Origin of the sequence: Microcoleus sp. Pol8_D6 (assembly GCF_036700965.1) — a bacterium.
Classification (GTDB): domain Bacteria; phylum Cyanobacteriota; class Cyanobacteriia; order Cyanobacteriales; family Microcoleaceae; genus Microcoleus.
In genome coordinates, this window is record NZ_JAUBPW010000001.1 from 112370 (window position 1) to 134663 (window position 22294).

General features: G+C 46.7%; 20 protein-coding genes. 10 read left to right on the top strand and 10 right to left on the bottom strand.

All coding sequences use genetic code 11. From position 1 onward, the window contains the following. Positions 1-127 precede the first annotated feature (127 nt). A complete protein-coding gene (locus QUA10_RS00470; RefSeq protein ID WP_333080651.1) occupies positions 128-718 on the bottom strand; it encodes a hypothetical protein in 591 nt (196 codons plus the stop codon). 237 nt (positions 719-955) lie between these two features. Further along, the gene (locus tag QUA10_RS00475) at positions 956-1345 is read right to left on the bottom strand and encodes a DUF1830 domain-containing protein (protein ID WP_333080653.1); all 390 of its coding nucleotides are present in this window, start codon (positions 1343-1345) and stop codon (positions 956-958) included. Between the two features lie 374 nt (positions 1346-1719). Here QUA10_RS00475 and QUA10_RS00480 point away from each other — a divergent pair, with 374 nt between their 5' ends. Both QUA10_RS00480 and QUA10_RS00485 read left to right on the top strand, forming a co-directional pair. After that, complete coding sequence (locus QUA10_RS00480) at positions 1720-3300, top strand: photosystem II high light acclimation radical SAM protein (RefSeq protein ID WP_333080656.1); 1581 nt, start codon at positions 1720-1722, stop codon at positions 3298-3300. A gap of 575 nt (positions 3301-3875) precedes the next feature. Continuing rightward, a complete protein-coding gene (locus tag QUA10_RS00485; RefSeq protein WP_333086135.1) occupies positions 3876-4322 on the top strand; it encodes a hypothetical protein in 447 nt (148 codons plus the stop codon). A gap of 134 nt (positions 4323-4456) precedes the next feature. Here the strand turns inward: QUA10_RS00485 and QUA10_RS00490 are convergent, their stop codons facing one another. From QUA10_RS00490 to ntcA, 3 genes are all read right to left on the bottom strand, one after another. Next, positions 4457-4852, bottom strand: coding sequence for a pre-16S rRNA-processing nuclease YqgF (locus tag QUA10_RS00490; protein ID WP_333080658.1), 396 nt, complete (start codon positions 4850-4852; stop codon positions 4457-4459). 29 nt (positions 4853-4881) lie between these two features. Beyond that, positions 4882-6564 (bottom strand): DUF3084 domain-containing protein, encoded by a 1683-nt coding sequence (locus QUA10_RS00495; protein WP_333080659.1) that lies wholly within the window; start codon positions 6562-6564, stop codon positions 4882-4884. Between the two features lie 77 nt (positions 6565-6641). After that, positions 6642-7307: a global nitrogen regulator NtcA gene (gene ntcA / locus QUA10_RS00500; RefSeq protein ID WP_006634020.1), complete on the bottom strand. Its 666-nt coding sequence runs from the start codon at positions 7305-7307 to the stop codon at positions 6642-6644. A 329-nt stretch (positions 7308-7636) separates the two neighbouring features. Here ntcA and fabI point away from each other — a divergent pair, with 329 nt between their 5' ends. Together fabI and hisB are read left to right on the top strand one after the other, a co-directional pair. Next, positions 7637-8413 (top strand): enoyl-ACP reductase FabI, encoded by a 777-nt coding sequence (gene fabI, locus QUA10_RS00505; protein ID WP_006634022.1) that lies wholly within the window; start codon positions 7637-7639, stop codon positions 8411-8413. Positions 8414-8723: 310 nt separating this feature from the next. Then, positions 8724-9362 carry an imidazoleglycerol-phosphate dehydratase HisB gene (hisB, locus tag QUA10_RS00510; protein ID WP_333080752.1) on the top strand — a complete coding sequence of 213 codons (639 nt, stop codon included), beginning with the start codon at positions 8724-8726 and terminating at the stop codon, positions 9360-9362. 45 nt (positions 9363-9407) lie between these two features. On the opposite strand, the gene QUA10_RS00515 is transcribed toward hisB, so the two are convergent. From QUA10_RS00515 to QUA10_RS00525, 3 genes are all read right to left on the bottom strand, one after another. Further along, a complete protein-coding gene (locus QUA10_RS00515) occupies positions 9408-10358 on the bottom strand; it encodes a PmeII family type II restriction endonuclease (protein WP_333080660.1) in 951 nt (316 codons plus the stop codon). 34 nt (positions 10359-10392) lie between these two features. Next, positions 10393-11568: a DNA cytosine methyltransferase gene (locus tag QUA10_RS00520; RefSeq protein ID WP_333080661.1), complete on the bottom strand. Its 1176-nt coding sequence runs from the start codon at positions 11566-11568 to the stop codon at positions 10393-10395. Between the two features lie 206 nt (positions 11569-11774). Then, positions 11775-14984 carry a glycoside hydrolase family 15 protein gene (locus QUA10_RS00525; protein WP_333080662.1) on the bottom strand — a complete coding sequence of 1070 codons (3210 nt, stop codon included), beginning with the start codon at positions 14982-14984 and terminating at the stop codon, positions 11775-11777. Positions 14985-15095: 111 nt separating this feature from the next. Between QUA10_RS00525 and QUA10_RS00530 the strand changes: the two genes are divergently transcribed. Next, on the top strand, positions 15096-15233 hold the full coding sequence (locus tag QUA10_RS00530; RefSeq protein ID WP_333038037.1) for a hypothetical protein: 138 nt from the start codon (positions 15096-15098) through the stop codon (positions 15231-15233). Between the two features lie 206 nt (positions 15234-15439). Then, the gene (locus QUA10_RS00535) at positions 15440-16171 is read left to right on the top strand and encodes a WecB/TagA/CpsF family glycosyltransferase (protein WP_333080663.1); all 732 of its coding nucleotides are present in this window, start codon (positions 15440-15442) and stop codon (positions 16169-16171) included. Positions 16172-16234: 63 nt separating this feature from the next. Here the strand turns inward: QUA10_RS00535 and QUA10_RS00540 are convergent, their stop codons facing one another. Continuing rightward, positions 16235-18562 carry a S8 family serine peptidase gene (locus QUA10_RS00540; RefSeq protein ID WP_333080664.1) on the bottom strand — a complete coding sequence of 776 codons (2328 nt, stop codon included), beginning with the start codon at positions 18560-18562 and terminating at the stop codon, positions 16235-16237. Between the two features lie 378 nt (positions 18563-18940). Here QUA10_RS00540 and QUA10_RS00545 point away from each other — a divergent pair, with 378 nt between their 5' ends. The 3 genes from QUA10_RS00545 (at position 18941) to grxD (ending at position 20392) form a co-directional block, all read left to right on the top strand. Further along, positions 18941-19564: a hypothetical protein gene (locus QUA10_RS00545; protein WP_333080665.1), complete on the top strand. Its 624-nt coding sequence runs from the start codon at positions 18941-18943 to the stop codon at positions 19562-19564. A gap of 42 nt (positions 19565-19606) precedes the next feature. Further along, a complete protein-coding gene (locus QUA10_RS00550; protein WP_333080666.1) occupies positions 19607-19867 on the top strand; it encodes a BolA family transcriptional regulator in 261 nt (86 codons plus the stop codon). 201 nt (positions 19868-20068) lie between these two features. Beyond that, entirely contained in the window at positions 20069-20392 is a 324-nt protein-coding gene (gene grxD, locus QUA10_RS00555) for a Grx4 family monothiol glutaredoxin (RefSeq protein ID WP_006634036.1), read from the top strand. 300 nt (positions 20393-20692) lie between these two features. Here the strand turns inward: grxD and QUA10_RS00560 are convergent, their stop codons facing one another. Then, positions 20693-20947, bottom strand: a complete 255-nt coding sequence (locus QUA10_RS00560) for a DUF6761 family protein (protein WP_333080667.1) — start codon at positions 20945-20947, stop codon at positions 20693-20695. A 595-nt stretch (positions 20948-21542) separates the two neighbouring features. On the opposite strand from QUA10_RS00560, the gene QUA10_RS00565 reads away from it, so the two are divergent. Beyond that, positions 21543-22277, top strand: coding sequence for a response regulator transcription factor (locus tag QUA10_RS00565; protein WP_333063182.1), 735 nt, complete (start codon positions 21543-21545; stop codon positions 22275-22277). The last annotated feature ends 17 nt before the right edge of the window (positions 22278-22294 follow it).

Here is a 22294-nt window from a genome sequence, read left to right on the forward strand (position 1 = left end):
TAGAATACGTAAAAGCCCGGCTTCTTTAAGAAACCGGGTTTTTCTTTTTTCTGCGTGTTTGATAATAAGATGTTCCACATTTAGCCTGCATATTGGGGGCGGCCATCTTCCTCGCCCCACAAGAAATTTACAGATTACCTTTAAGCCCGATCGCCGTAACAATAGTCCACGCATCTACCAACAGCAACAGCAGCGTACATCCCAGCAAAATAAGATACATCCAAGGCTGCGACAAAGGGCGGACATCTCTAGTATCAATGCCTGTTTTTGCTTCTACCAAACCGACTAATTTACCAAACCCAGCCACTCGCATTGGCAACAAATAACCTTCACCCGAATGACTCAAAAAATAGTAAACTAAACCTCCTTGACCTGTCGATCGAGCTTTGAGAGCTTTTACCTCAGTCCAAGGTAGCGACCAACCCTTGCGAAACCAACGCGGAAACCAGTTGGGATATGTGACTTCAATCCCCTCCTCGCTCAAAATTACCCTTTCACTGAGCACGCCGTACAGGCCCACAGCGCCGACAACGATTGCCACCCAGAGGGTCGCCGGGGGAACCGGTGCTTTTGTTACTTCCGACAAAAACGGCAAGGGAATTGTCAGGGCTGTGTACAAGCTCAACAGCGTGATTCTAATCAGGGGAGAAAGCCGGAATACCGCCGGCTCAAATACTGGGGCCGAAGATGGGGAAGAAGCAAGAGGTTGTGCTGACATGGCTGAAATTCGAGAAGCTGTTTAATGATATTTTTGCACAGTTGCCGAACCCGCCAACCAAACTCAGGGAAATAGGAAAAACCGGACAATATTTGCAGTCGGGAGTTTTGATCTAAAATTTATTTCACAAACTTTGATTCTTAAGTGTTGAGTTTTTAAGGCTTTGCTGAAGTTGGAATTTTGAGCGCGGAGTTATCAATTCACTGACAATTTATAACTCAAAACTCACAACTTCAATTAATCAACGGCCGTTAGTGCCGGTACAGTCAGAGGTTCTGAGATTTCTCGGGATTTGGGGCGGCCAGTCATTGCTGCTCGATCGCCCGGAACTGCCTCTCGCGATCTGCTAGGATTGACGTTGGAATAGGGGCCTTCGTTAATCTGCAAGCGATCGCAAGGAATTTTATCCGACAAAATTGCACTGGCCATCATCCCGGTGTGAATTTCCAATGCTGCCGCCGGCATCGCTTCAAACACTAAGCGCTGTCCGGGAAACACCACTCGTTCAAAGTACCAGTTAGGAATGTTGGCGATGCGAGCAATCTGAATCTGACTGGTGGCGTTGACGTAGCAGCACAGAATCTTGCTGTCGGTGTCTGAGGGTACGGGGTCAAGAATTTGAGCCATAACTGCTGAGGGAGCCTTGCCTAAAAGTTTTAGTTATCTTCTCAGGCTAACACTAGGTGATCCCGCCTACTGTAAAGCCGACTACCAACTCCCTAATACATGAGAGACCGATCGAACTTAAATTAAAATCTAACCAGATAAATATCGAATTTTTGACTCCCCGCTGGGATTTTAAGTCAAAATACGCTGTATAGACTTAAAAATTAGCTTTTTTCTACTGCTGTCGCCGATCAACACTAACAAGCTCGGCCTTGAGCCAAATAGAAAAATTTAAGAATATTTAATGTCAAATTGCGAAAATTAGACATATTGTAAAGTTATATTAAAAGAATATTAACATAGCTGAAAAAGTTCCACTTTAGGATATGGCAATCATGGAAAACCGAGAAAACCGAGTCCTGTACGTTCGCCTCCCTTGCAATCCTATTTTCCCGATCGGAGTTGTCTATCTTTCGGATCACGTACACAAGCTGTTTCCCGATGTCGAACAACGCATTTTCGATTTAGGTGCCGTACCCCCCCTGGATTTCGCTAAAGCTTTAGATGCCAGCATAGACGAGTTTAAGCCGACTCTGCTGGTTTTCTCTTGGCGCGACATTCAAATTTACGCGCCCGTGGGCGGCAGGGGCGGCAACCCGTTGCAAAATGCCTTCGAGTTTTACTACGCTAAAAATCCGCTGATCAAGTTCCGGGGAGCCCTCGGAGGACTGCGTTTAGCCGCGTCTTACTACACCGAACTCTGGCGCAATTTGGGACTGATTAAGCGCGGATTGAAGCGGGCCCGGAAATACCGGCCCGAAGCTCGTGCAGTGGTCGGTGGCGGTGCTGTGAGCGTGTTTTACGAGCAGTTGGGCCGCAGTTTGCCGGCGGGAACTGTGGTTTCGGTGGGGGAAGGCGAAGCTTTGCTGGAGAAGTTGATTAAGGGCGAAGATTTGGCCGAGGAAAGGTGTTATGTGGTGGGAGAAACCGTGCCGCGCGCGAAGCTAATTCACGAAAAGCCAGCCAACATCGAGAAAACAGCCTGCGATTATAACTACATCGAAACCATTTGGCCGGAATTTTCCTATTATCTACAGGATATGGACTTCTACGTGGGAGTTCAAACCAAGCGCGGCTGTCCTCATAATTGCTGTTACTGCATTTATACGGTGATTGAAGGCAAGCAAGTGCGGATCAATCCGGCGGATGAGGTGGTGGCGGAAATACGGCAATTGTACGATCGAGGTATCCGTAATTTCTGGTTTACCGACGCTCAATTTATCCCCGCACGCAAATTCATCGATGATGCGATCGAATTATTGCAAAAAATCATCGCCGCCGGCATGGACGACATACACTGGGCTGCTTACATCCGTGCGGACAATCTCACACCAGAATTGTGCGATTTGATGGTAAAAACGGGGATGAATTACTTTGAAATCGGCATCACCAGCGGTTCCCAGGAACTGGTTCGCAAAATGCGGATGGGCTACAACTTGCGAGTAGTTTTAGAGAATTGCCGCGATTTAAAAGCAGCCGGTTACAACGATGTGGTTTCCGTTAATTACTCGTTTAACGTCATTGACGAAACCTTTGAAACCATCCGGCAAACTATTGCTTATCACCGAGAATTAGAGCGAATTTTCGGAGTAGATAAAGTAGAACCAGCTATTTTCTTTATCGGGTTGCAGCCGCACACAATTTTGGAAGAATACGCCTTTAAAAAGGATATTCTGCAACCTGGTTACGATCCGATGAGTTTGATGCCTTGGACAGCGCGCAAGTTGCTGTGGAATCCCGAACCTTTGGGTTCGTTTTTCGGGCAAATTTGTTTAGAAGCTTGGCAGCGTAATTCCAATGATTTCGGCCGCGAAGTGATGGCAATTTTGGAGGAAAAACTCGGCTGTGCGGATTTGGAAGAGGCATTAACCGCGCCTGTGGAAATCAAAGGCAAACAGTTGGCAGCAGTTAATTAATTACCAGGTTCCCAGTCAGGACGACGGTTCTTTTCAACAGGGGAAATGGGAGGAAAAATGTATCTTCTGTTTCCCTTCTTTTATTCATATTATGTCCCGTCGATTACCCTAATACGGTAGGGTTTCCCCTCACGAAAAATATCTGCCCATAATTGACAATCTCAAAAACCAGCCCTTTTAATCTCGGTTACTCGATCGGACATGATATCACTAAATAGCTAAGCACAAATAAACATTACCCTGTAAAAGAGTCAGTTAGCGATCGCCTGGGGGACTATAAACCCGGTTTCTAGGAAAATCAAAGGTTTAGTAACGAGAAATATATGAAGAAACACGGTTTCTCAAATCAGCGTGAACAAGTCATAAAACCTTAAAAATGTCATAAATGCAAGAGATTGCTTTCCTGCGATCGCGTTGACATACTTATGTATTTTCACTGGTTTAGGGTGGACAGTTCGCACCTTACTTAAACCGACCCTGTTCCCTGCACATCTCACCTCTGACATTAAATATTATTAATATCCAGCCAAGATAGCTTAAGATGTAATTATATAGTTAAAACCAGGAGTGACAAGATGTTTTATAAGGAGAGAGTTAAGGGCATTAAAGGAGTAGTTCTAGTTATGGCAGGCATTAGCGCGATCTGCTTTTTGACTGCCTCAGCAGAAGCAACTGCACTAAATCAACCGATTGACAAAGTTCGGGCGATCGCACCCAACACTTTGGGCAATAATCAACCGCTACAAATTGCTCAAGTTGAGGGATGTCCGAGAGCCGAAATGGTGCAATTTTTCGCAACGCCCAACTTTTCTATATACATTTGCAAAACCCAGGAAGGCGATATTTTTTACCGAGGCCTCAGCAAAATAAATGGCAGCCAAATCAATGTCATGCAAGTAACGACAGGTGACGACGGAACTTATGAAGCGACTAACGGCAATATTATCTATTCGATTAACCCACAACGCCTACAAGTCCGGCAAAATGGTAAGGTAATTTTGACCGAAGGTGTGATCAAGTAACACTAACTGTTATTTAATGATAAATTCACTAAATTCAGGGTGTATTTTATTTAAGTAAAAAATTCCAGAGTCGCCAAAACATATTGATTCCTTAAATTATCAAAGCTCATCAGTGGTAACGCTTATAAAATTGACTAACTTTTGTTTAAATACCTCTGAATTAGGACGATCGCCACAATATCGTCCACCGGTCTCGGCGGCGTCCGCATTCCCTTTGGAATCAAGCGGTTGAGTCCCGTCGGAGGGTACATTTGCCAGTAGCGTTCCCTCGCTTCTAAGCTGCTGTACCTCTCGTCAACCTGAACAATTTTGACCGCAGGCGACAAACTCTGCGTTAGTTTTTGTTTCCAACTCTTAGAAGTCGTTTGATCTCCGAGCACCAATAACTCAATGGGAGACTGTTCGCACAAAGATTGAATAGTAGAAATTGCACTCTCGGAGGGTACAACTTGATGGTAGCAGACCTTCTTATCTCTACCCATTACAGCTATGCCGCATTTGTCTTTACCGGGATCGAAACCTAAAATCATAGCCAGTTACCCATTATTAATTACCAAATTTATTTTTCAATGTTCAAGTCTCCGGGGCCTTGTTTTTGTTGTCCGGTGCGGAACACAACGGCTCCGTTTTCAAGAGCAACTAAATCTATTTTAAGCGGGCCGGCAATGTAAGTGACATCTGTGGCGATCGCCTGAACGTCCAGCGGTTTCTCGTACTGCTGTAATCGCTCGATAAAACCAGCTAAAGTTTCAATCTGACTGTCGGCCACTTGAACTCTACCGCCGACAACACCGATCAGGCGAGCGCGAAATTGACAAGCTTCTATCAATTGCAGCAATTGCTGCCGCACCTGTTCGTGGGTCAAAGTCACAGGATCAACAGCAACCCCTGCAATCACATCTCCAGCCCGGAACACAACTCGATTGATTTCTGCTTCTGCAAATACCTTAATTACCTTTTCTTCGCGCAGGTAATTAGCGCCGGCAACAATTCGCACCACGTAGTCTTGACCGTCTTTAATCTGACTAATTAGCTGATCGATTTCTGCTTTAGTAATTTGAATAACCTGATCCCTAACCTTGGTATTTTCCGGCTGCATGAGTCCGACGGTGGTTTTATTTGCTTCTTGCAAGAGTCGATCGATCGCGCGACTCGCCATACCGGGTTCAATAATGCGAACCACGCCCGCAGCTAAAATTTGACCGCGCCTGATGGCAACTGTACCCTCGCGGATTGCCTGAAAATCGCGTTCCAAAACTTGCACTTGCTGCTGCAATAAAGTTTGTTGCTGTTCGAGTTGAGATTGTTGCTGTGCCAAGGTTTCTAGGAGTGCTTCCCTCTCGGCAATTACTTTGTCGCGCTCGACAATAGTTCGATCGCGCTCGGCGAGATTTTGCACCCGCTGAGCAATTTCCTTGTCCCGTTGGGCAATTAGTTCGTTGCGATCGACAATTTCTGCGTCTCGCCTGGCAATTTCTCTCTCTCGCTTGGCAATTTCTTGATCGCGCTGGGCAATTTGAGTTTTTACCTGCTCGATTAACTGTTGGCGTTCCTCTTGCAGTTGGGCGATTTCCGCTCCTAAAGTCGTTTTTTGACCAGAAACTGTTTTCAATTGGTTCTCGGTGCGATCGAGCTGAGCTTGTGTATTCGATCGGGCCGTTTGAACCAGTTTCAATTGTTCTTCGGTGCGGGATTTAGCTGCTTCCACGCTGCTGAGCTGTGCTTCTGTCTTAGATTTAGCCGCTTCTACCTGACTTAATTGCTCTTCAGTTTTAGACTTGGCTGCTTGCACGCTGTTGAGCTGGGCCCGCAGCGAGTTTAATTTTGTTTGCGTTCGAGCTTGCTCAGCATTAGCAGCTTGGAGGGATTGATTAATTTGCTCTAAATTGGCTCTAGCTTGCGCTTGAGCTGCCCTGGCTTGAGCTAATTCAGTTTCAACTCGATTTTTTTCTTGAGTGGCTTGGTTGATTTCTCGGCGGGCGTTGTTGAGCCTTTTTTGAATCTCGTCTATTCTAAAAACTCCCGTTCGCAGTGGCTTGCTAGTTGCAAACAAAATGCCCAGAGTCAGTGCTGACAGGATGCTGCCGGCCATCACTGTCACAACAACAGCAGTATCGCGGGGGCGAAGTTTGAATAAGCTCAACCTTGCCTTGCCGACTTTTGTCCCAAGGCGATCGCTAACAGTGGCGATCACACCCCCCAACACTAAAATTACAAATACCAGGATGTATCCAGCAGTCATTCCGATTTTAGATTTTGGATTTTGGATTTTGGATTGAATCTAAAATCCAAAATCCAAAATCCTATACTTTCTCGGCATCAAGTGAATTGCTGGCTTAGAGCCACCGGGTTGTGGACTGTGATCTTTTTCTTGTGGATCGAGATCATGGTTTCTTGTCTGAGATCCCCGAGCAAACGAGTCACAGTTACCCGTGTCGAGCCGATCGCTTCGGCGATCGCCTGGTGGGACAGCTTCAAATCTATCGTAATCCCCTCTGTACCGGGCACGCCAAAATCCCGGCACAGAATCAGCAAAAAGCTGACGAGTCTCGAACCCATATCTCGGTGCGCCAGCGTTTCAATCATCATCTCGGTTTGCAAAATCCGAGACGACAGTCCCCGCAGCATCACCATCGAAAGTTCCGGGTCTTCCTTGAGCGCTTTCTCGACTTGTTCGATCGGCAGCGAGATCAATTCCACCGGCGTAAAGGCTACCGCGTGGTAAAACCTGTCCGATCGGTGTCCCGTAATCAAAGACAGCACCCCAAATACGCTATTTTCGCGTAGGAGGGCGACTGTAATTTCTTCCCCTGCTTCGTACACCCTGGAGAGCTTCACAGCACCTCTAATGAGAACGTAGACGCGCTCAGCCGGGTCTCCAGGGAAAAAAATTGTCTTGCCCCGTTCAAAGGTTTCCACAATGGGTGGAAACGCCCCGCCGCTGATTTGGCGGAACACGGCTGCTAGCGGTCTATCATGCGTCACGACTAGATCCTTTGTACTAATCAATACTTTATAACTTGCCGATTAACCTTATTGAGTAAATATACTTCCCAACCTCCAATATCCAAGGATTCGGTTACTTCCATCTAATGTTAAGGTAAACACGCACTGTATGATTAAATCTAGCCCTTCTCTTAACTTTTTCAATTCCGCCCCCATGTAGCTCCACAGCAAAATTAATATCAATTGTGTCTCAATTGTGTCTCAATTGTGTCTGAATCAGTTAAATCTGAATCAGTTGTGTCTAAACTGGCGGGGTTGTCAGATATAGCCAATGAGAACGGTGCAAGTTGCTTTTAGATAAACTACAGATGATAGATTTGACCGGAAAAAATGCTCTTGTTACGGGCATTGCCAACAATCGCTCGATCGCCTGGGGCATCGCTCAGCAGCTCCACAAAGCTGGGGCCAACCTCGGCATAACTTATTTGAAGGACGAGAAAGGCAAGCACGAGCGCAAAGTCGCTGAACTGGTGGAACCGCTCAATCCCAGTCTGTATTTGCCCTGCAATGTCCAAGACGAGAGCGAAATTGAGTCTACTTTTCAAACCATCGCCGACAAGTGGGGCAAGTTAGATGTCCTGATCCACTGTCTGGCCTTTGCTGGCAAGGACGAACTTTCGGGAGATTTCACCAACACTTCGCGTCAAGGTTTCTCCAATGCTTTGGATATTAGCGCTTACTCGCTGGTACGGCTTTGTGCTGCTGCTAAACCTCTGATGGCCGAGGGCGGCAGTATTGTGACGCTGACTTATTTGGGCGGCGTCCGGGTAGTTCCTAATTATAATGTGATGGGAATTGCTAAGGCGGCTTTGGAAATGAATGTTCGTTATCTGGCTGCTGAACTGGGCCCGTTAAATATTCGGGTAAATGCGATTTCTTCTGGCCCGATTCGGACTCTGGCTTCGTCAGCAGTTGGCGGTATTCTGGACATGATCCACCACGTTGAGGAAGTGGCCCCGCTGCGGCGGACGGTGACTCAGCAGGAAGTGGGAAATGCTGCGGCTTTTCTGTGCAGCAATCTCGCTAGCGGAATTACGGGTCAAGTTTTGTATGTCGATGCCGGTTACGAAATCATGGGAATGTAACGGTAGTCGAGAATTTTGAGTTATGTAGGGGCGGGTTTAGACAATAAACTTTAACTTTAACAAGTAAGTTTTATCTCGCATCTTCTTGCATCATTTTCAAGAACCTGTAGGGGCGGGTTCACCAAAAACTTTCTCATGTGACAGACAGGTTAAATAAACCCGCCCCCACCCACCAAAAATCCCTTGATTGACATTGGTGTCTGATGTCAGTTGTACGCAGAACCCGCCCCTCGCTTGAGACTCAACACTAAAGAAATCCCGTTCTCAAATTACTAATTATCAATAACTAATGAATGACCAATTGCGAATTATGGAGATAATCGATCGCCCTTCTCTACCTCCTACAAGTTCAGCTCAACCAGCTAGGGCCGCCCTAGTGAAACGCACGACACTGGAAACGGATGTCACGGCCAGCCTCAATCTAGACGGTGTAGGAACTTGCAAGGCGTCTACGGGGATTCCGTTTTTAGACCATATGTTGCACCAGATTGCTTCTCACGGATTGATCGATTTGGACGTGCAGGCGATCGGAGATTTGGAGATTGACGACCACCACACGAACGAAGATGTGGGAATTACCTTGGGCCAAGCCCTAGCAAAAGCTGTCGGCGATCGATCGGGCATTTCTCGCTTCGGACATTTCATCGCACCTTTGGATGAAGCTTTAATTGAGGTAGTGCTAGATTTTTCGGGACGCCCTCACTTAAGTTACAGCTTGGAAATTCCCAACCAGCGGATCGGCACTTACGATACTGAATTAGTGAAAGAGTTTTTTTCGGCGGTGGTGAACCACACTCAAATGACACTGCACATTCGACAGTTGCAGGGAGGAAATTCTCATCACATTGTGGAAGCGGCGTTTAAGGCATTTGCGCGAGCTCTGCGGATGGCGGTGGAAATCGACCCCCGGCGCGCCACTCGGATTCCGAGTTCTAAAGGGGTTTTGTAGTTTGGCGTTTGCAGTAGCGCTTCTGGGCTACTGCAAAGCTGTAAATTAAAATATATCTGCTATATAGTTAAAAACACCTTGACTTCCCTCGCCGTACTTCCCGATAAATTCAGCGATTAGTCGATCGCTACACCTTTCTATAGCTTCAGCAATAGAACTTTGTGCTAAAACTTGACTGGCGGATAGACGCAAAACTTCAAACAAATTGACAGTGAAATCAGTATCTTCACTGACAAAATCCCACAGTTCTCGACCTATTAAAGTTATCATTTCCGAATTGGGCAAAATTTGCTTCAGCAAACCAAGTGTTACAGTTTTATTAGTTCTTTTGCCGTAAGCTATACCAATATAAGCGCGATCGCCCTCGTTAATTTTTTCCTCAATTTTCGCAGCCCAATATACTATCTGGTCTTTATCCATATCATTCGGGCCACTTTTTACCTGTATCCAGCATTTCTCGCCATCACTGGTAGTTTTAATTGCGTCCCATCCTGACTTGCCGGGTGGGCTTTCTGCACTTTCAGAACAAGATATCAATAGTTTTTGAATAAAAAATCCCATTGAAGTGACAATAGATCTCGTAGCCGTCATATAAACATTAAGCCTGACAACTTCTTCTGGAGTGTCCAGATTTAACGCCCTGATTAAAAATGGGTTGGGATGAATTTTCCCTAAAGTCAGATTTTCCACCATAACTAGCTGTCGCCCAGTAAAATCTCGACAAATACTGGCTAAAAAATTTTCAGCGATAGTAAGTTGCAGCGAAAGCTTGCCTGAAGATATAAATGCTAAAATGCGTTCAATCTCATTAGGAGTAAATTTAAGAGCTCTTTTGCCAGAAATACTGCTGATACCGTTTCTAAGTGTTTGTGCTGTCAAACTCATGAATTCTTCTAAATCTGCAAAGTGACCCGCGAAAGATTGAGACTTTCTGCCAGGTAATCCCACTTCCTTTTCCAAGACAAATGTTAACAATTCATGAAGTTGATCTGACACTTTTATGTATCCTCAAGTTAAATTCAAGTTTGAGTTAGGCGAACAAGGAAAGTTGTTTAAATATTTCTCGCCCTTGTACTCGCTCGCCTTTAATGACCTGGTAAAGATATTCACCGATCGCCTTTCCCAATAATACAGGAACCGCATTCCCAATCTGTCGGTATTTAGAAGTTGTTGAGCCATGAAAAACCCACTCATCGGGAAATGTCTGAATTCGCGCGCACTCTCTGACACTCAAAGGACGTAATTCATCAGGGTGGCACATATCAGTAGCCTTTTGATGGGGGCTTGTTGTGACAGTAGGCGATGGTTTCTCCCACGCTAACCGTCGATAAAAACCCACTTTACCACCTTCAGATTTATATGCCCCTCCCATTGCTGCTGCTTTTAATTCGCTGGGTAAATCCTTCCAGTTTTGACCAGCGGTTAACAAACGCAAATACTTGAGGCGACTTTCTGAGTAAGGGACAAATTCTGGCGGAGAATCTACTAAATCCTTTAATCCTTCTCTAAGTGTCAGCCATTTTGGTTTTTTACCAGTACCTTTTTGACTGTGAGTTGGCAGGGGCAAAGTAACTGGATCGTTACTTTTATAACCAATAAAAATAACTCTTTCTCTACATTGAGGAACGCCATAGTCAGCCGTATTGAGCAAATCATACACAACTTCATAACCAATGCGTTTCATCTCGGTCAAAATCACTTGTAAAGCTGCACCGGGCATCTCATCAGCTTCTAACTGGGGGCAACCTAAACCTCTGCGATCGTGAGGTCGATGTCGAATCGGAGCTGACAGCAACCCCTTAACATTTTCCATGATAAAAAAGCGGGGTTTGATTTCGTCAACGATGCGTATAAAATCCATAAATAAGCTGCCGCGCGGATCGCCAACAGATCCCCGTTTTCCGGCTGTGCTGAAAGGTTGGCACGGGGGGCCACCAGTCACTAAATCTACTTCATCAGCGCGCAGAGGCCTATCTAAACCTAAGATTTGTCCGCCTTCTTCTAATAAAGTTTGGGCGTGGACTTCGCAAATATCTCTGGGTACAGCAGATACGGATAAATGAGGACGATTTAGAGAGATTGTTTTGGTAGCATCAGGTTCGATTTCTACTAAACTTACTGTCTGAAATCCTGCTTTTTCTAGACCTAAATCTAAACCGTAGGCTCCAGCAAAGAGACTAATAGTTATCGGTTGGTTGTTAATCACAGGTTTTTGCCTCAAGAACAGGTTGGATCATTGATCAAAATTAAGTTGATGAGAATTTATTTTAATGAACTGCATAGGGCGCAGAGGAAGCTGAGGAAGAAAAGAGAGATAATATAAGAGAAGACAGCACTTACGGAGAACCTCTATATGTAGGTGTGCAGTACACACATTACCGCTAAAAGCTCAAACCGGAATTGCCGCTCAATCTATCCAAACTTCGTCAAGAACCGGAAAGCATCGAGTACGTGACTCGCGCAAACGTAAGGCGAAGTATTGTAAAAAGCTTGCCAAGCAGCCGCTTTGTCTTCGTCGTACTTATCGGCTCTTTCCTGGTGTTTTCCTAGCCAATTCAGCCGCACCGCGTGACCGACTAATACATCTAAAACGATGTATTCTTCTACTTGCAATTCTGGGTTGCGCTGGGCGATCGCCGCCAACTCCATCAGCGCCTCAATATTGACTTGTCGGTATTCTGGCGCGACAATTTTATTCAGCAAATGCTCGATTTGTAGCGCAAAATTCTTTTCACCTGGGGTCATTTCCGATAAAATGATATGGCTATCTAAGCGATTGCGCCGCTCTAATTTGTCGCCAATTATCAAGCCTTTGCAGTGCCGCAGCAGTCCCCAAACACTCGGATAAAAATCCTTCGGTACGCGATTGACAGTACCTTCCATCTGCCGCTTCCGCCGCCATCCTCCCGCAGGCATTTGCGGTTCTTCGGAAACAGGCGCTACTACCCATTCAATATCTTTTTCCGGCTGTTTGACGCGCAGGGATTCTTGCTGTTTGAGGATTTGATTCATTTCCTCGTATTCTGTCAACACTTGGCGCAGGCGATTTTTGATTTCAAAAGGGCTTAGCTGCATTAAATGTTCGTAAGCTTCATTTTGCGTAACTCCCAATTCGCGGGCAAACTCGCTAGTCAGCAGCAAAATAAAGTAGCTAACTCTCAGCGTCAGCAGGCCTTTAAATAACTGCGGTTCGGCTTTAATTAACAGGCCTAGGTAGATGAGAATTTCTTGAGTTAAAACTCGATCGCGAATGTCTTCTCCGCAGAATTGGCGAATTTTTTCCATCACTTCGGTGTAAGATCCGGGTCGCGAAATTATCGAATCTTCGCTGTAGGCTTTCCCCACAGCAATCTGTTTTTGCCGCACCAAAATGTCTGTCACCGCATCGGACAAGCTGATATCAACCTTGTCCAGCAAACCTGCGGCATGGCGGATGACGGCCCATTGGATTTTTGATTGCGAACTTTCTCCAGCTTTTGTATAAACTTCGTTGAGCAAATCTACAACTTTAACTGTTTGTTCTGCACCGCCAAATCCTGTATCAAAATTTAATCCTTTGAGGCGAACTAACGTGTGCAGCAACTCAATTTGCTCGTACAAATTTTCTGAATCTCGCAGGCTAGTTAGCAAGAATTTAGTATTAGTTTCGCACTCTAATTTAAATTCTTGGGTGTGACCTAAAGGCCAAGTTTTTTCAGGATTGTAAGTGAGATAGCTGCGCGTTTCTACTGCACCTGTCACCGGAGATTCGGTAAATTCAAAATCGTGCATGAAATCAATTCTTTCGGTGCCAGCGGTCAGCATTAACTGCTTAAGATTTCCGAGTTTAACGGGCGTGTTCTTACAGTGTCCATCCCGGAATTCCTTCATTAATTCTAACAACGCTTCCCGGCCGGTGTCCAGCATCGTGTGAGTCAGCATCAGCGTTACCGTAGGGCGTCCCAACTGATACCAGTGGCGGTGAATGTGAGCTATTTCGCTCTTGATTTGAGATACTAAAAAGTGGTAATCTAAAGTTAAGTAAAACTCTTGTCGGTTCAAAAATGAGGGGAGAAATACGATCGCCTCTTCGCGAATTTTAAACACCCGAGAAGTTGTTAAACTCCGCAAGCGGCGCACGGGGCGACCGGTTAAGCCTAATTGGTCGTTTCGTCCAATTTGCGTGTAAATAGCTGATAATTCTTTAGTCTGGCGGACTTGAATTGGTTCTACCTGTTTGGGGGTTTGTGCGGCAATGCCGTTAGCGGCTAATTCTGCTTGCAAATCTTCGTCTTCCGCTAACAGTGCAATTTGCACTAAAGGTTCTCTGTGTTGGCCGACTGACAGATGCCTTCCCAGCGGGTCAATGTCGCCAACTGCGATTAATCCTTCGTTCAGTAATTGACCGAGAAAATACAGACTTTGCGCCCAAACTAGGGGAATATTTTCATTGGGTAAGCGCTGCTGGCTGCTGGGATTTAGCTTTTCTGCTTCTATATTTTCGGCGGGGACGTAGTACAATTCGGGTAGTAGCGGCAAACCAGAGCGATCGACTGCTAGAGATTCCAAACGCTGCTGGTACTCTTGCACTTGAGCTTGATTTCCCTGAAAGATGCCGTCCAAGAGCAAATAAGTGAAAAATAGCGGCCACTCGCATTCAATGTGCTCGAACTGCCTTAATTCTGTGGGTTCGTAGTGCAGGCGATCGGCATCTTCCAAGACTGTTTGGTGTCCGTCCCGCAGAAACCGCTTACAGCCGTATTTTCCTTGCAATTTGTCAATAATCTTATTTCGAGTCCGTTCTATTAATTCTCGATCTTCCACAGCAAAAGCCGGAAAACTAATCACACTCAGTAAAGCCGCATCTACTTCTTTTGAACTAGATTCGCGAGGCAAAAGCGATTCCAAAGTTATGCGACTTCTGGCAATTTCGTCTGGCAAAACGTGAATAACAGAGGCTTGAGAGCCTTTAATTCCAAACAAATCCAAGCCATTTATTGCTTCCAGCGCTGCTTTTGCCATGCCAACTGAACTGGCGTTCAATTCCGCATTGCCGCGATTGATTTTATGTCCTCTTTCCCAAATTCCGTAATCCGGCGTGCGGTAGGCTCTACCAATGTAGTAAACTAAATTTTGCACGAAATTGACTTCATCTATTGTAAAAATTACGTGCAGCCCGGAAGCCGTCATTTGAGCAAGAATTAATAAGAATATAGATGTAGCGTCTAACTGTAAATGTCCCCACTTGTCATCACCTACAACAATACTTCCAGTTTGAGTATTGTATTTAGCGTGCAGGGCATCTAGGGGCGACTGAGTATTTTTAAAATGTTCTACTTTACTCGATTGCTGCATCATCGCAAACAGCAAGCCGCGCATTAGTTTGACTGTGCTGTGTTCGAGTTCAAATGTTCTGCCCTGATCGCCATCAATTTTGCGGTAAGCTAAACCCAAACCCCAAACCGCGAGAATGCTGTACACGTTATCCCGCACCCAGGCATCGGTGTAGTCGCCGTGGGCGTTAACGGCGGTACTCGCCGGTAGCAAACCAGTAATTGGATTTTGGCGCTTGAGGATGATGTTTTTGATTTGCTGGTAGTAATAATCTAACCTGATTTGCCGCTGGGTTTTTGCGATCGCCATTTCGTTTTCCTTGTTTTTCCTGATGCGAGTAGATTTGGGGTGAATAGACTTTTAAATATATCAGAGATTAGATCATTACTCAAGTTATCCCAACACAAAAAGGTAATTGCCATGTCTACCCAAAACCACAATAACAACAGCGTTCCTTTCGTAAAAGTTGTCTACTCTACGGTGAAAATCAATGGTAAAATTGAGCTAGTACCGATGGAATGGTACGCTGACGGCTCTGTCAAAAAAATCGAACGCTAATGCTCGATCGCACTTGGCTGGCGAACTCTAATAAACTTGCGCGACCCGTCGCTTACAAAAAAACCGGTTTCTGGGCCACCGAACGATGACTTAACAGACTATTGGTGCCACAAACCGGGTTTTTTGCGTCCAAAACTGCTCTAGCGTCGATCGCCAATCTCAGCTAATTTAAATAACTAGGTGTGTAGGAATATCAAAGAAAAAATATGGATGTATCGCGCCCGCAATTTTCAGTGCTGGGACTACCAGTTCACATATTAGATGATTATGCAGGTTGGCTGATGCAGCGCCTGCATCAAGGGTTAGGAAGTCACGTCGTGACGCTGAATGCTGAAATGGCGATGCAAGCCGAGCAAAATCAGGCCTTAGCAGATGTAATCCGCAAAGCGGAACTGGTGATTCCCGACGGTTCGGGAGTGGTGCTGTACTTGCGGCTGCGAGGCAAACAGGCACAGCGCTATCCGGGGATTGAATTAGCAGAATCGCTGCTGCAACAAGCGGGAAAATTGCCGGATTCGGAACCACTATTTTTCTTTGGAGGTTCCCCGGGAGTGGCGGCTGCTGCGGCCGAAAATTGGCAACAAAAGGTTAACGGATTGTCGATTGCTTCTCAACACGGTTATCTTTCCGCAGATGAAGAAAAAGACTTCCGTGAAAGCCTCAAAAAAATGCAGCCAAAACTAATTTTTGTCGGCTTGGGAGTGCCTCGCCAAGAGTTTTGGATTGCCGAACACCGACACCTTTGTCCTGATTCAATTTGGGTGGGAGTAGGCGGTAGTTTTGATATTTGGGCGGGAACAAAAGACCGCGCGCCGGCTTGGTTTTGCGACAATCATTTAGAATGGTTGTACCGACTTTATCAAGAACCTTGGCGGTGGCGACGGATGTTGGCTTTGCCACAGTTTGCATTGAAAGCTTTGGGGAATTTTCGAGCTTAAAAGCTGCCAGCCTAAAATAGGTTCCTCGTGAGGACTAAACTTCTCACGAGGAACCTATTGCCCTTAGAAAATGTAAGGAGAATCGATCGGCTTTGCCCGATTAATCGCCACCAAAGTCTGGTAAATCAAAGCCGAAATCTCAGCGCGGGTAATATCCCGCTGCGGCGAAAGCCAATCGCGAGAAGGATAATTCACCACAATCTTCAAAGCAGTTGCTGTGGCGATCGCACTCAAAGCAAAATTAGGAATTTGAGAACGATCGATGTAAACTTTCAAAGAATCAGGATTGCCGCCCTTGAGTTCCAAACCGTTAACCAAAGACACGATCGCCTCACTCTTAGTCAAATTCTGATTCGGGCCGAACTTCAACCCCGGAAACCCCGCCAAAAAACCCCCCCGATTTGCCCGTTCGATCGCACTTCTGGCCCAAAAAGTAGCAGAAACATCAATAAAATTTGTAGCCGGCACCCTCGGAATCGGACTAAACGCACTCACCAACAGCGCCGCATATTGAGCACGATTTAAACTGTCATCAGGCCGAAAAGAACCGTCAGGAAAACCGCTAATTATATTCGCCGCAGCCAAAGCTTCAATAAACTTCTGTGCCCAATGTCCAGAAATATCGCTGAACACCGCACCCCCGATATTCGGATTGCCGCCGCCTTTTCTCACCGCAGCTTGCACAGCTTTCAAAGCATTCACTTTCCCGTAACCAAACCAATCGCTGCGACCGTTGTTAGGATCGTAATTTCCCAGGCGATTGCCCAACTGAGGATCGGGATCGAGATCGACAATTTTCTCAGCAGTTTGTTCGAGAATTCCCCGCACTTCCCGCGCCGTCAAACGGGGGTTAGCCGAAAGTATCAACCCTGCAACCCCAGCGACTACTGGAGTGGCGCTGGAAGTACCGCCAAAAGTATCAGTATAGTCCCCCCAGTCGTAGCCCCGATCGCCCACTCGATCGGCAGTAAACACCCCCAAACCGGGCAAATACTGCGTCACCTCCGGCGGCGTGCCGATATATCCGGTTTCTGGCAACCAAGTTCCCGGCGGCGCGTTGTTGCTGGGGGCGCAAACCGAGATGCTGGTGCCCCAATTGCTGTAAGCTGCTTTTTTGTTGAGGGAAGTGGAAGCGCTGACGGCAATTACGTCGGGGTGAACGGCAAATCCGTTTAGCCATCTAGTTTGACCCTCCACGACGTTGTTGGGCCAGCCTTTCTCGTTAACAGTACCGTTGACTGGGCGGTTGGCATTCCCGGCAGCGAACAGAATAACGCAGCCTCTGCCGCCCCGCCCTTGGGTTGCTGCTTTGGTGATAACGGCACTCTGCCGCAGGGAAAGGGGATAGTAAACTGCCGCAGGCCCCCAACTGCAAGAAATGACGGCGGCCCCTTTTTCGATCGCCCAATTAAATATTTTTTCGACAGAATTGTCATCGAGAAAACCACTGGTACGGATGGGCATCAGGGCGCATCCGGGGGCGACGCCGACAATGCCTTTGCCGTTTTCTTCTGCAACGGCGACGCCGGCACAACTTGTGCCGTGGTTGTCTGAGTCTGCGACTGGCATCGGGGAGGTATCGCCGTCTTTGAAATCGATGGGTGAGACGATTTTGCCTTGGCCTTGAAAATCTGGGTGGGTGATGTCAACTGAATCGTCGGCGATTGCAATTACGATCGATCGAACTCCGCGAGTCATGTCCCAAGCTGGTTCTGCATAAATTTGAGCACCGCCGACAACTTGGTTGCCGCCTTTGTTGTTGAGATACCACTGTTTGGGATAAAGCGGATCGCGGGGCGTGTAATGCTGCTGCGTCTCTACTAAAATGTTTGGTTCCGCTACGAGAACTTCTGGATATCTTGTCAGGCGGTTGGCAATTTTGACCGGGTTTTCTGTTGCTTGTTTTGTGACTTCGCAGACGAAGGTGTTGGGAATTCCTTCTACTGGTCGGACTATGTTTAAAGCTGCTGCATTGGCGATCGCCTTTCGCGATCGTTCGTCTACTTGTTCGGCAAATTGAATCGTAATTTGGTCGGTTAAATAAAAGAATGTACTCGGATTGTTCGCGGGGCAATAGACGTGGCTGGCAAAAGCTACGGCATCGCTGGCGCGGGCTGCTTGCATTGCTGCTTCTAGGCTAGAGGCCGCAACGAGATATTCTTCGAGATTGCTTTGGCCGATGCGGCGGTTGAGTTTTGCCCCAGTTGTTGCAGCCCAATCGTTTGAGGCTGATGCTGTTGATGAGGGGCGGACTGTAAAGCGATCGTCCGCTTTTGACAGCAGCAATTCGTCGCCGCCGCGCTGCAAAATCACTGCCAGACTTTCTTCTGGAACTCCCATTCCTTGATAATTTTGGAGAGTCTCGGAGGTCGGTTTGCTTGGTTGTACCATCAGAAATGTTCCTGTTTGACTTTGATGTCTATTTATCAAACATATTTATAAGCTGTCAGGCAGGTTTTTACCATGAGGGGTTTGAAACTGTAACTAACAGCGGTAGGGTGCGCCATAAGCGCCTTACTAACTCCTTTCGTCTCAAGCGAGAGAGACAAAAGTTTGTGTAGGATTCGGTTTCAATCGGCGATTTTTATTTGACGGCTGAGTATTTTTTAGATAAACCACCTCACAGAAAACTCGTTTTGAGCTTTTCTCCCGATCGCACCCTTTGACATTTCAACAAATTTGGTTTACACTTAGCCGGTTGCGATCACCAATGGTAAGATCGGCTCAAGCTAAATATTTTTTTAAAGCGCACAGGCGCAAAGTAATTTCATGGTATACTCTGGAACTGTTTGTTGGCTTCGCTCCACTGCCCGGATTACGATCGGGGCGATCGCAGCTTTTACCCTGTTGCAACCGCTCCCAGTCCAAGCACAGCAACCTTCTGGGCCAGAGAACCAACCGCAAATCGAGCCCGCCGACGACCCCACAGACCCCAACAATCTTCGCCCTCTGACGCAAGACAGCAGCCTGCTGAGCGTCCAAGGAGGCCAGCGTTTGATGACAGAAGCCAGCAGTGCTATTTCCAATCAGAATTATGCACTCGCCAGTCAAAAACTCCAAGAATCCCGCCAGATTTTCAATCAACTCTCCAACTTCTACCAACAACTGGGTAGCAGTTTTGCCGGAATTGACATCCGATTGGCCGAAAGCCACCGCACCAAAGCTGTAGAAACAGCCCAAATGCGCGACGAAGCTACCTACCGGCTGGCGTTGGTACACCGGGCGCAAAATAAGCCCGAACTGGCTGTACCCCTGCTGATTCAGATTATTCGATCGCAGCAGCCAACTCGCGACTTGGGCAAGAAAGCTTACCAGCAGTTACTGGAATTGGGTTTTGTGGATTCCCCCTTTCCCCGGCCTGCCAGCACTCAACCGAGCTCATCGACAAAATAGTTCCATTAAAATCTAAATTACAGCCGTTTATCAGAGAAACCAATGGTTACACCGTCTCAAGTAGCAGAAATGATTAAGGCAGGGTTGCCTGACGCTAAAATACAAGTTGACGATTTGACCGGTGGCGGTGACCACTACCAGGCGAGAGTCGTCTCTGCAGCCTTTGAAGGAAAAAGCCGAGTACAGCAGCACCAAATGGTCTACGGCGCTCTCAAACAGGCAATGGCTAGTGAAGCTATCCACGCTTTGGGCTTGGAAACCTTAACTCCCGCAGAATGGGAAGCGAAAAATCAAGTTGCTTAATTGTTGAGTGGCAATTGGGTATCACAAGTTTGTGCGGGTGTCAATAGGTGCTTGAAATACAACTGCTGCACTTACGCACAAAAACCAAAGAAACCGGGTTTTTTAACCGGAATCTATGGCTGTAACGAAAGATTTTCCTAAAAAACGCGGTTTCTGCGTCAGTCAACGTTTAAAAATTTTCAAACAATATTAGGACCTACCATGAGTACAACAGCACATCAAAGAATTGACGAGTTGGTTAAGCAAAACAAAATCATGGTGTTTATGAAGGGCAATAAGTTAATGCCCCAGTGTGGTTTTTCTAATACTGTGGTGCAAATTCTCAATACTTTGGGAGTGCCTTACGAAACTGTTGATGTTTTGGCAGACCAGGAAATTCGTCAAGGCGTTAAAGAGTATTCTCAATGGCCGACAATTCCTCAAGTTTATATCAACGGGGAGTTTATTGGCGGCTCGGATATTATGATCGAGATGTATCAAAAGGGCGAATTGCAAGAAGTTGTAGAAGTGGCTTTGGCTTCTTAAATTAGACCTAAAAAACATTTCCCCGACTTCTTAAAGAAGTCGGGGAAATAACAGCAATCGCGTTTTACGTTGAATTAGGTTGATTTACTTAATTATTCGTTACCAGGCAAAGCCTAGGAACGCAATGCAGTCGGCTAGGCATCGAATTTTTAGGCTCCCAAAGCGAGGCCAAGCCTGTGGACACCGGTTCCGAGGCATAGCCAGGGAACCCGTTAAAATTGCCAATTGCCAATTCCCAATTCCCAATTCCCAATTCCCAATTCCCAAATCATCAAGGGTTTATCAAACCGAATTTGCTATTTAATAGTAGTCTGATTCAGCCTGTGTCTGTGTCTGTGGCATTACAAAATTGGAGGGGTCGTGAATGTAACGCGCTGCTTCTTCCTCTAGTCTGTGAATCAGATAGGGTTCCAGGCCGTTGGAATGCCGCAGGGCTGCTAAATAGCCGTCTAAGTAAAGCCGCAGGTCATCGAAGCGATAACCTCTATTCCACATTTCGACGAGGGCGTCGGTGAGTTTTTGGTAGTGCCGGATTGTTTGGGTGTCTTGTAGCATGGTATGAGCTTGAAATCCTTTGTGGTTTGTATAATGACGGCGGGATTTAGGAACGGCCTGGATTGATGCTGAGTGGCTCAGCTTGAGGCTATTTCTAAATAAAAGTTTTTACCCTGCTCAACAGGCTACCCTCCATAAAAAATTTCACTCGTTGCAATGCAGTTGCTCGACTTTTTGCGCGCACCTAGATAATTCGCTGTGCGTTTAATGGAGTCGGGATGTGGCTGAATTTGACGGTCAAAGTGGCTGAGTGTTCCGGCTACCGAGCGAACGGTTGGAGGAATTCTAGTTTCACTTGCGCGATTTGTCAACCTCCTGGGAGTGGGGGCTGGGTCGGGGGGATCGCTTTTGGCAGGCGGTTGGGGCATGGGGTCGATCGTCTTTACACTGTCTTATTTTCATTGTAAGCTTACCGCCAGAATGATTTAACCTTTCTGCAGGCTGACCCTGCCAAATTAACCCAATCTTTAAAATTCCTACCCTAGGTATGTCCGCTGCTTTAAACGCAGCTCATGCTTGAGTAGCGATGGTTACAAAAGCTTGACAAAAGCTCTGTTAACCTTGTAGCAATTAGTGATATGGGAAGCTCGCCTCTGTGGAATCTGCAAGTATTTCAATTGTTGAAGGGAATCCGCACCTGCGATCGCTCTTGGGCTGGCATCTACAGCAAGTCGGTCACTGGGTGCATCAGTCAGCGGATATCAGTCACGCTAGGGAAATATTTTTCAGCCGCCAGCCAACCCTAGTCATTCTGGATGCCCAATTGCCGGATGGGGACGGTTTGGAATTTTGCCACTGGCTGCAACAGCAGCAGCAGTCGCTGATTTTGATGCTGTCGGCGCGGAATTCGGAATCGGATATTGTTGAAGGTTTGAAGGCGGGGGCAGACGATTACCTGACTAAACCCTTTGGGATGCAAGAGTTTATGGCTAGGGTGGAAGCTCTGATGCGCCGTAACCGGACGATGATACCGCCGGCGACGCTGGAGTGCGGGCTGCTGAAAATTGATTTGGTGCAGCGCCGAGTCAGGTTGTACGAGGAACATATTGAGCTGACTCCCCAGGAATTTAGCCTGCTGTACGTGCTAGCTCAAGCTGGAGGAGTGCCACTGTCGCGCTCGGATTTGCTGCGTCGCGCCTGGCCCGATGCTATTGATAACCCCCGGACGATCGACACTCACGTACTCTCTCTGCGTAAAAAAATCGAAATCGACCCGCGACAGCCGAGCCTGATTCAAACTGTGCGGAATGTCGGCTATCGACTCAATCTGGAGTTGTTGAATGGGAATCAACGGCTTTCTCCGCTGGTACCGGGAGCTGTGAGTTCTTAGACTACGATCGGGCTATA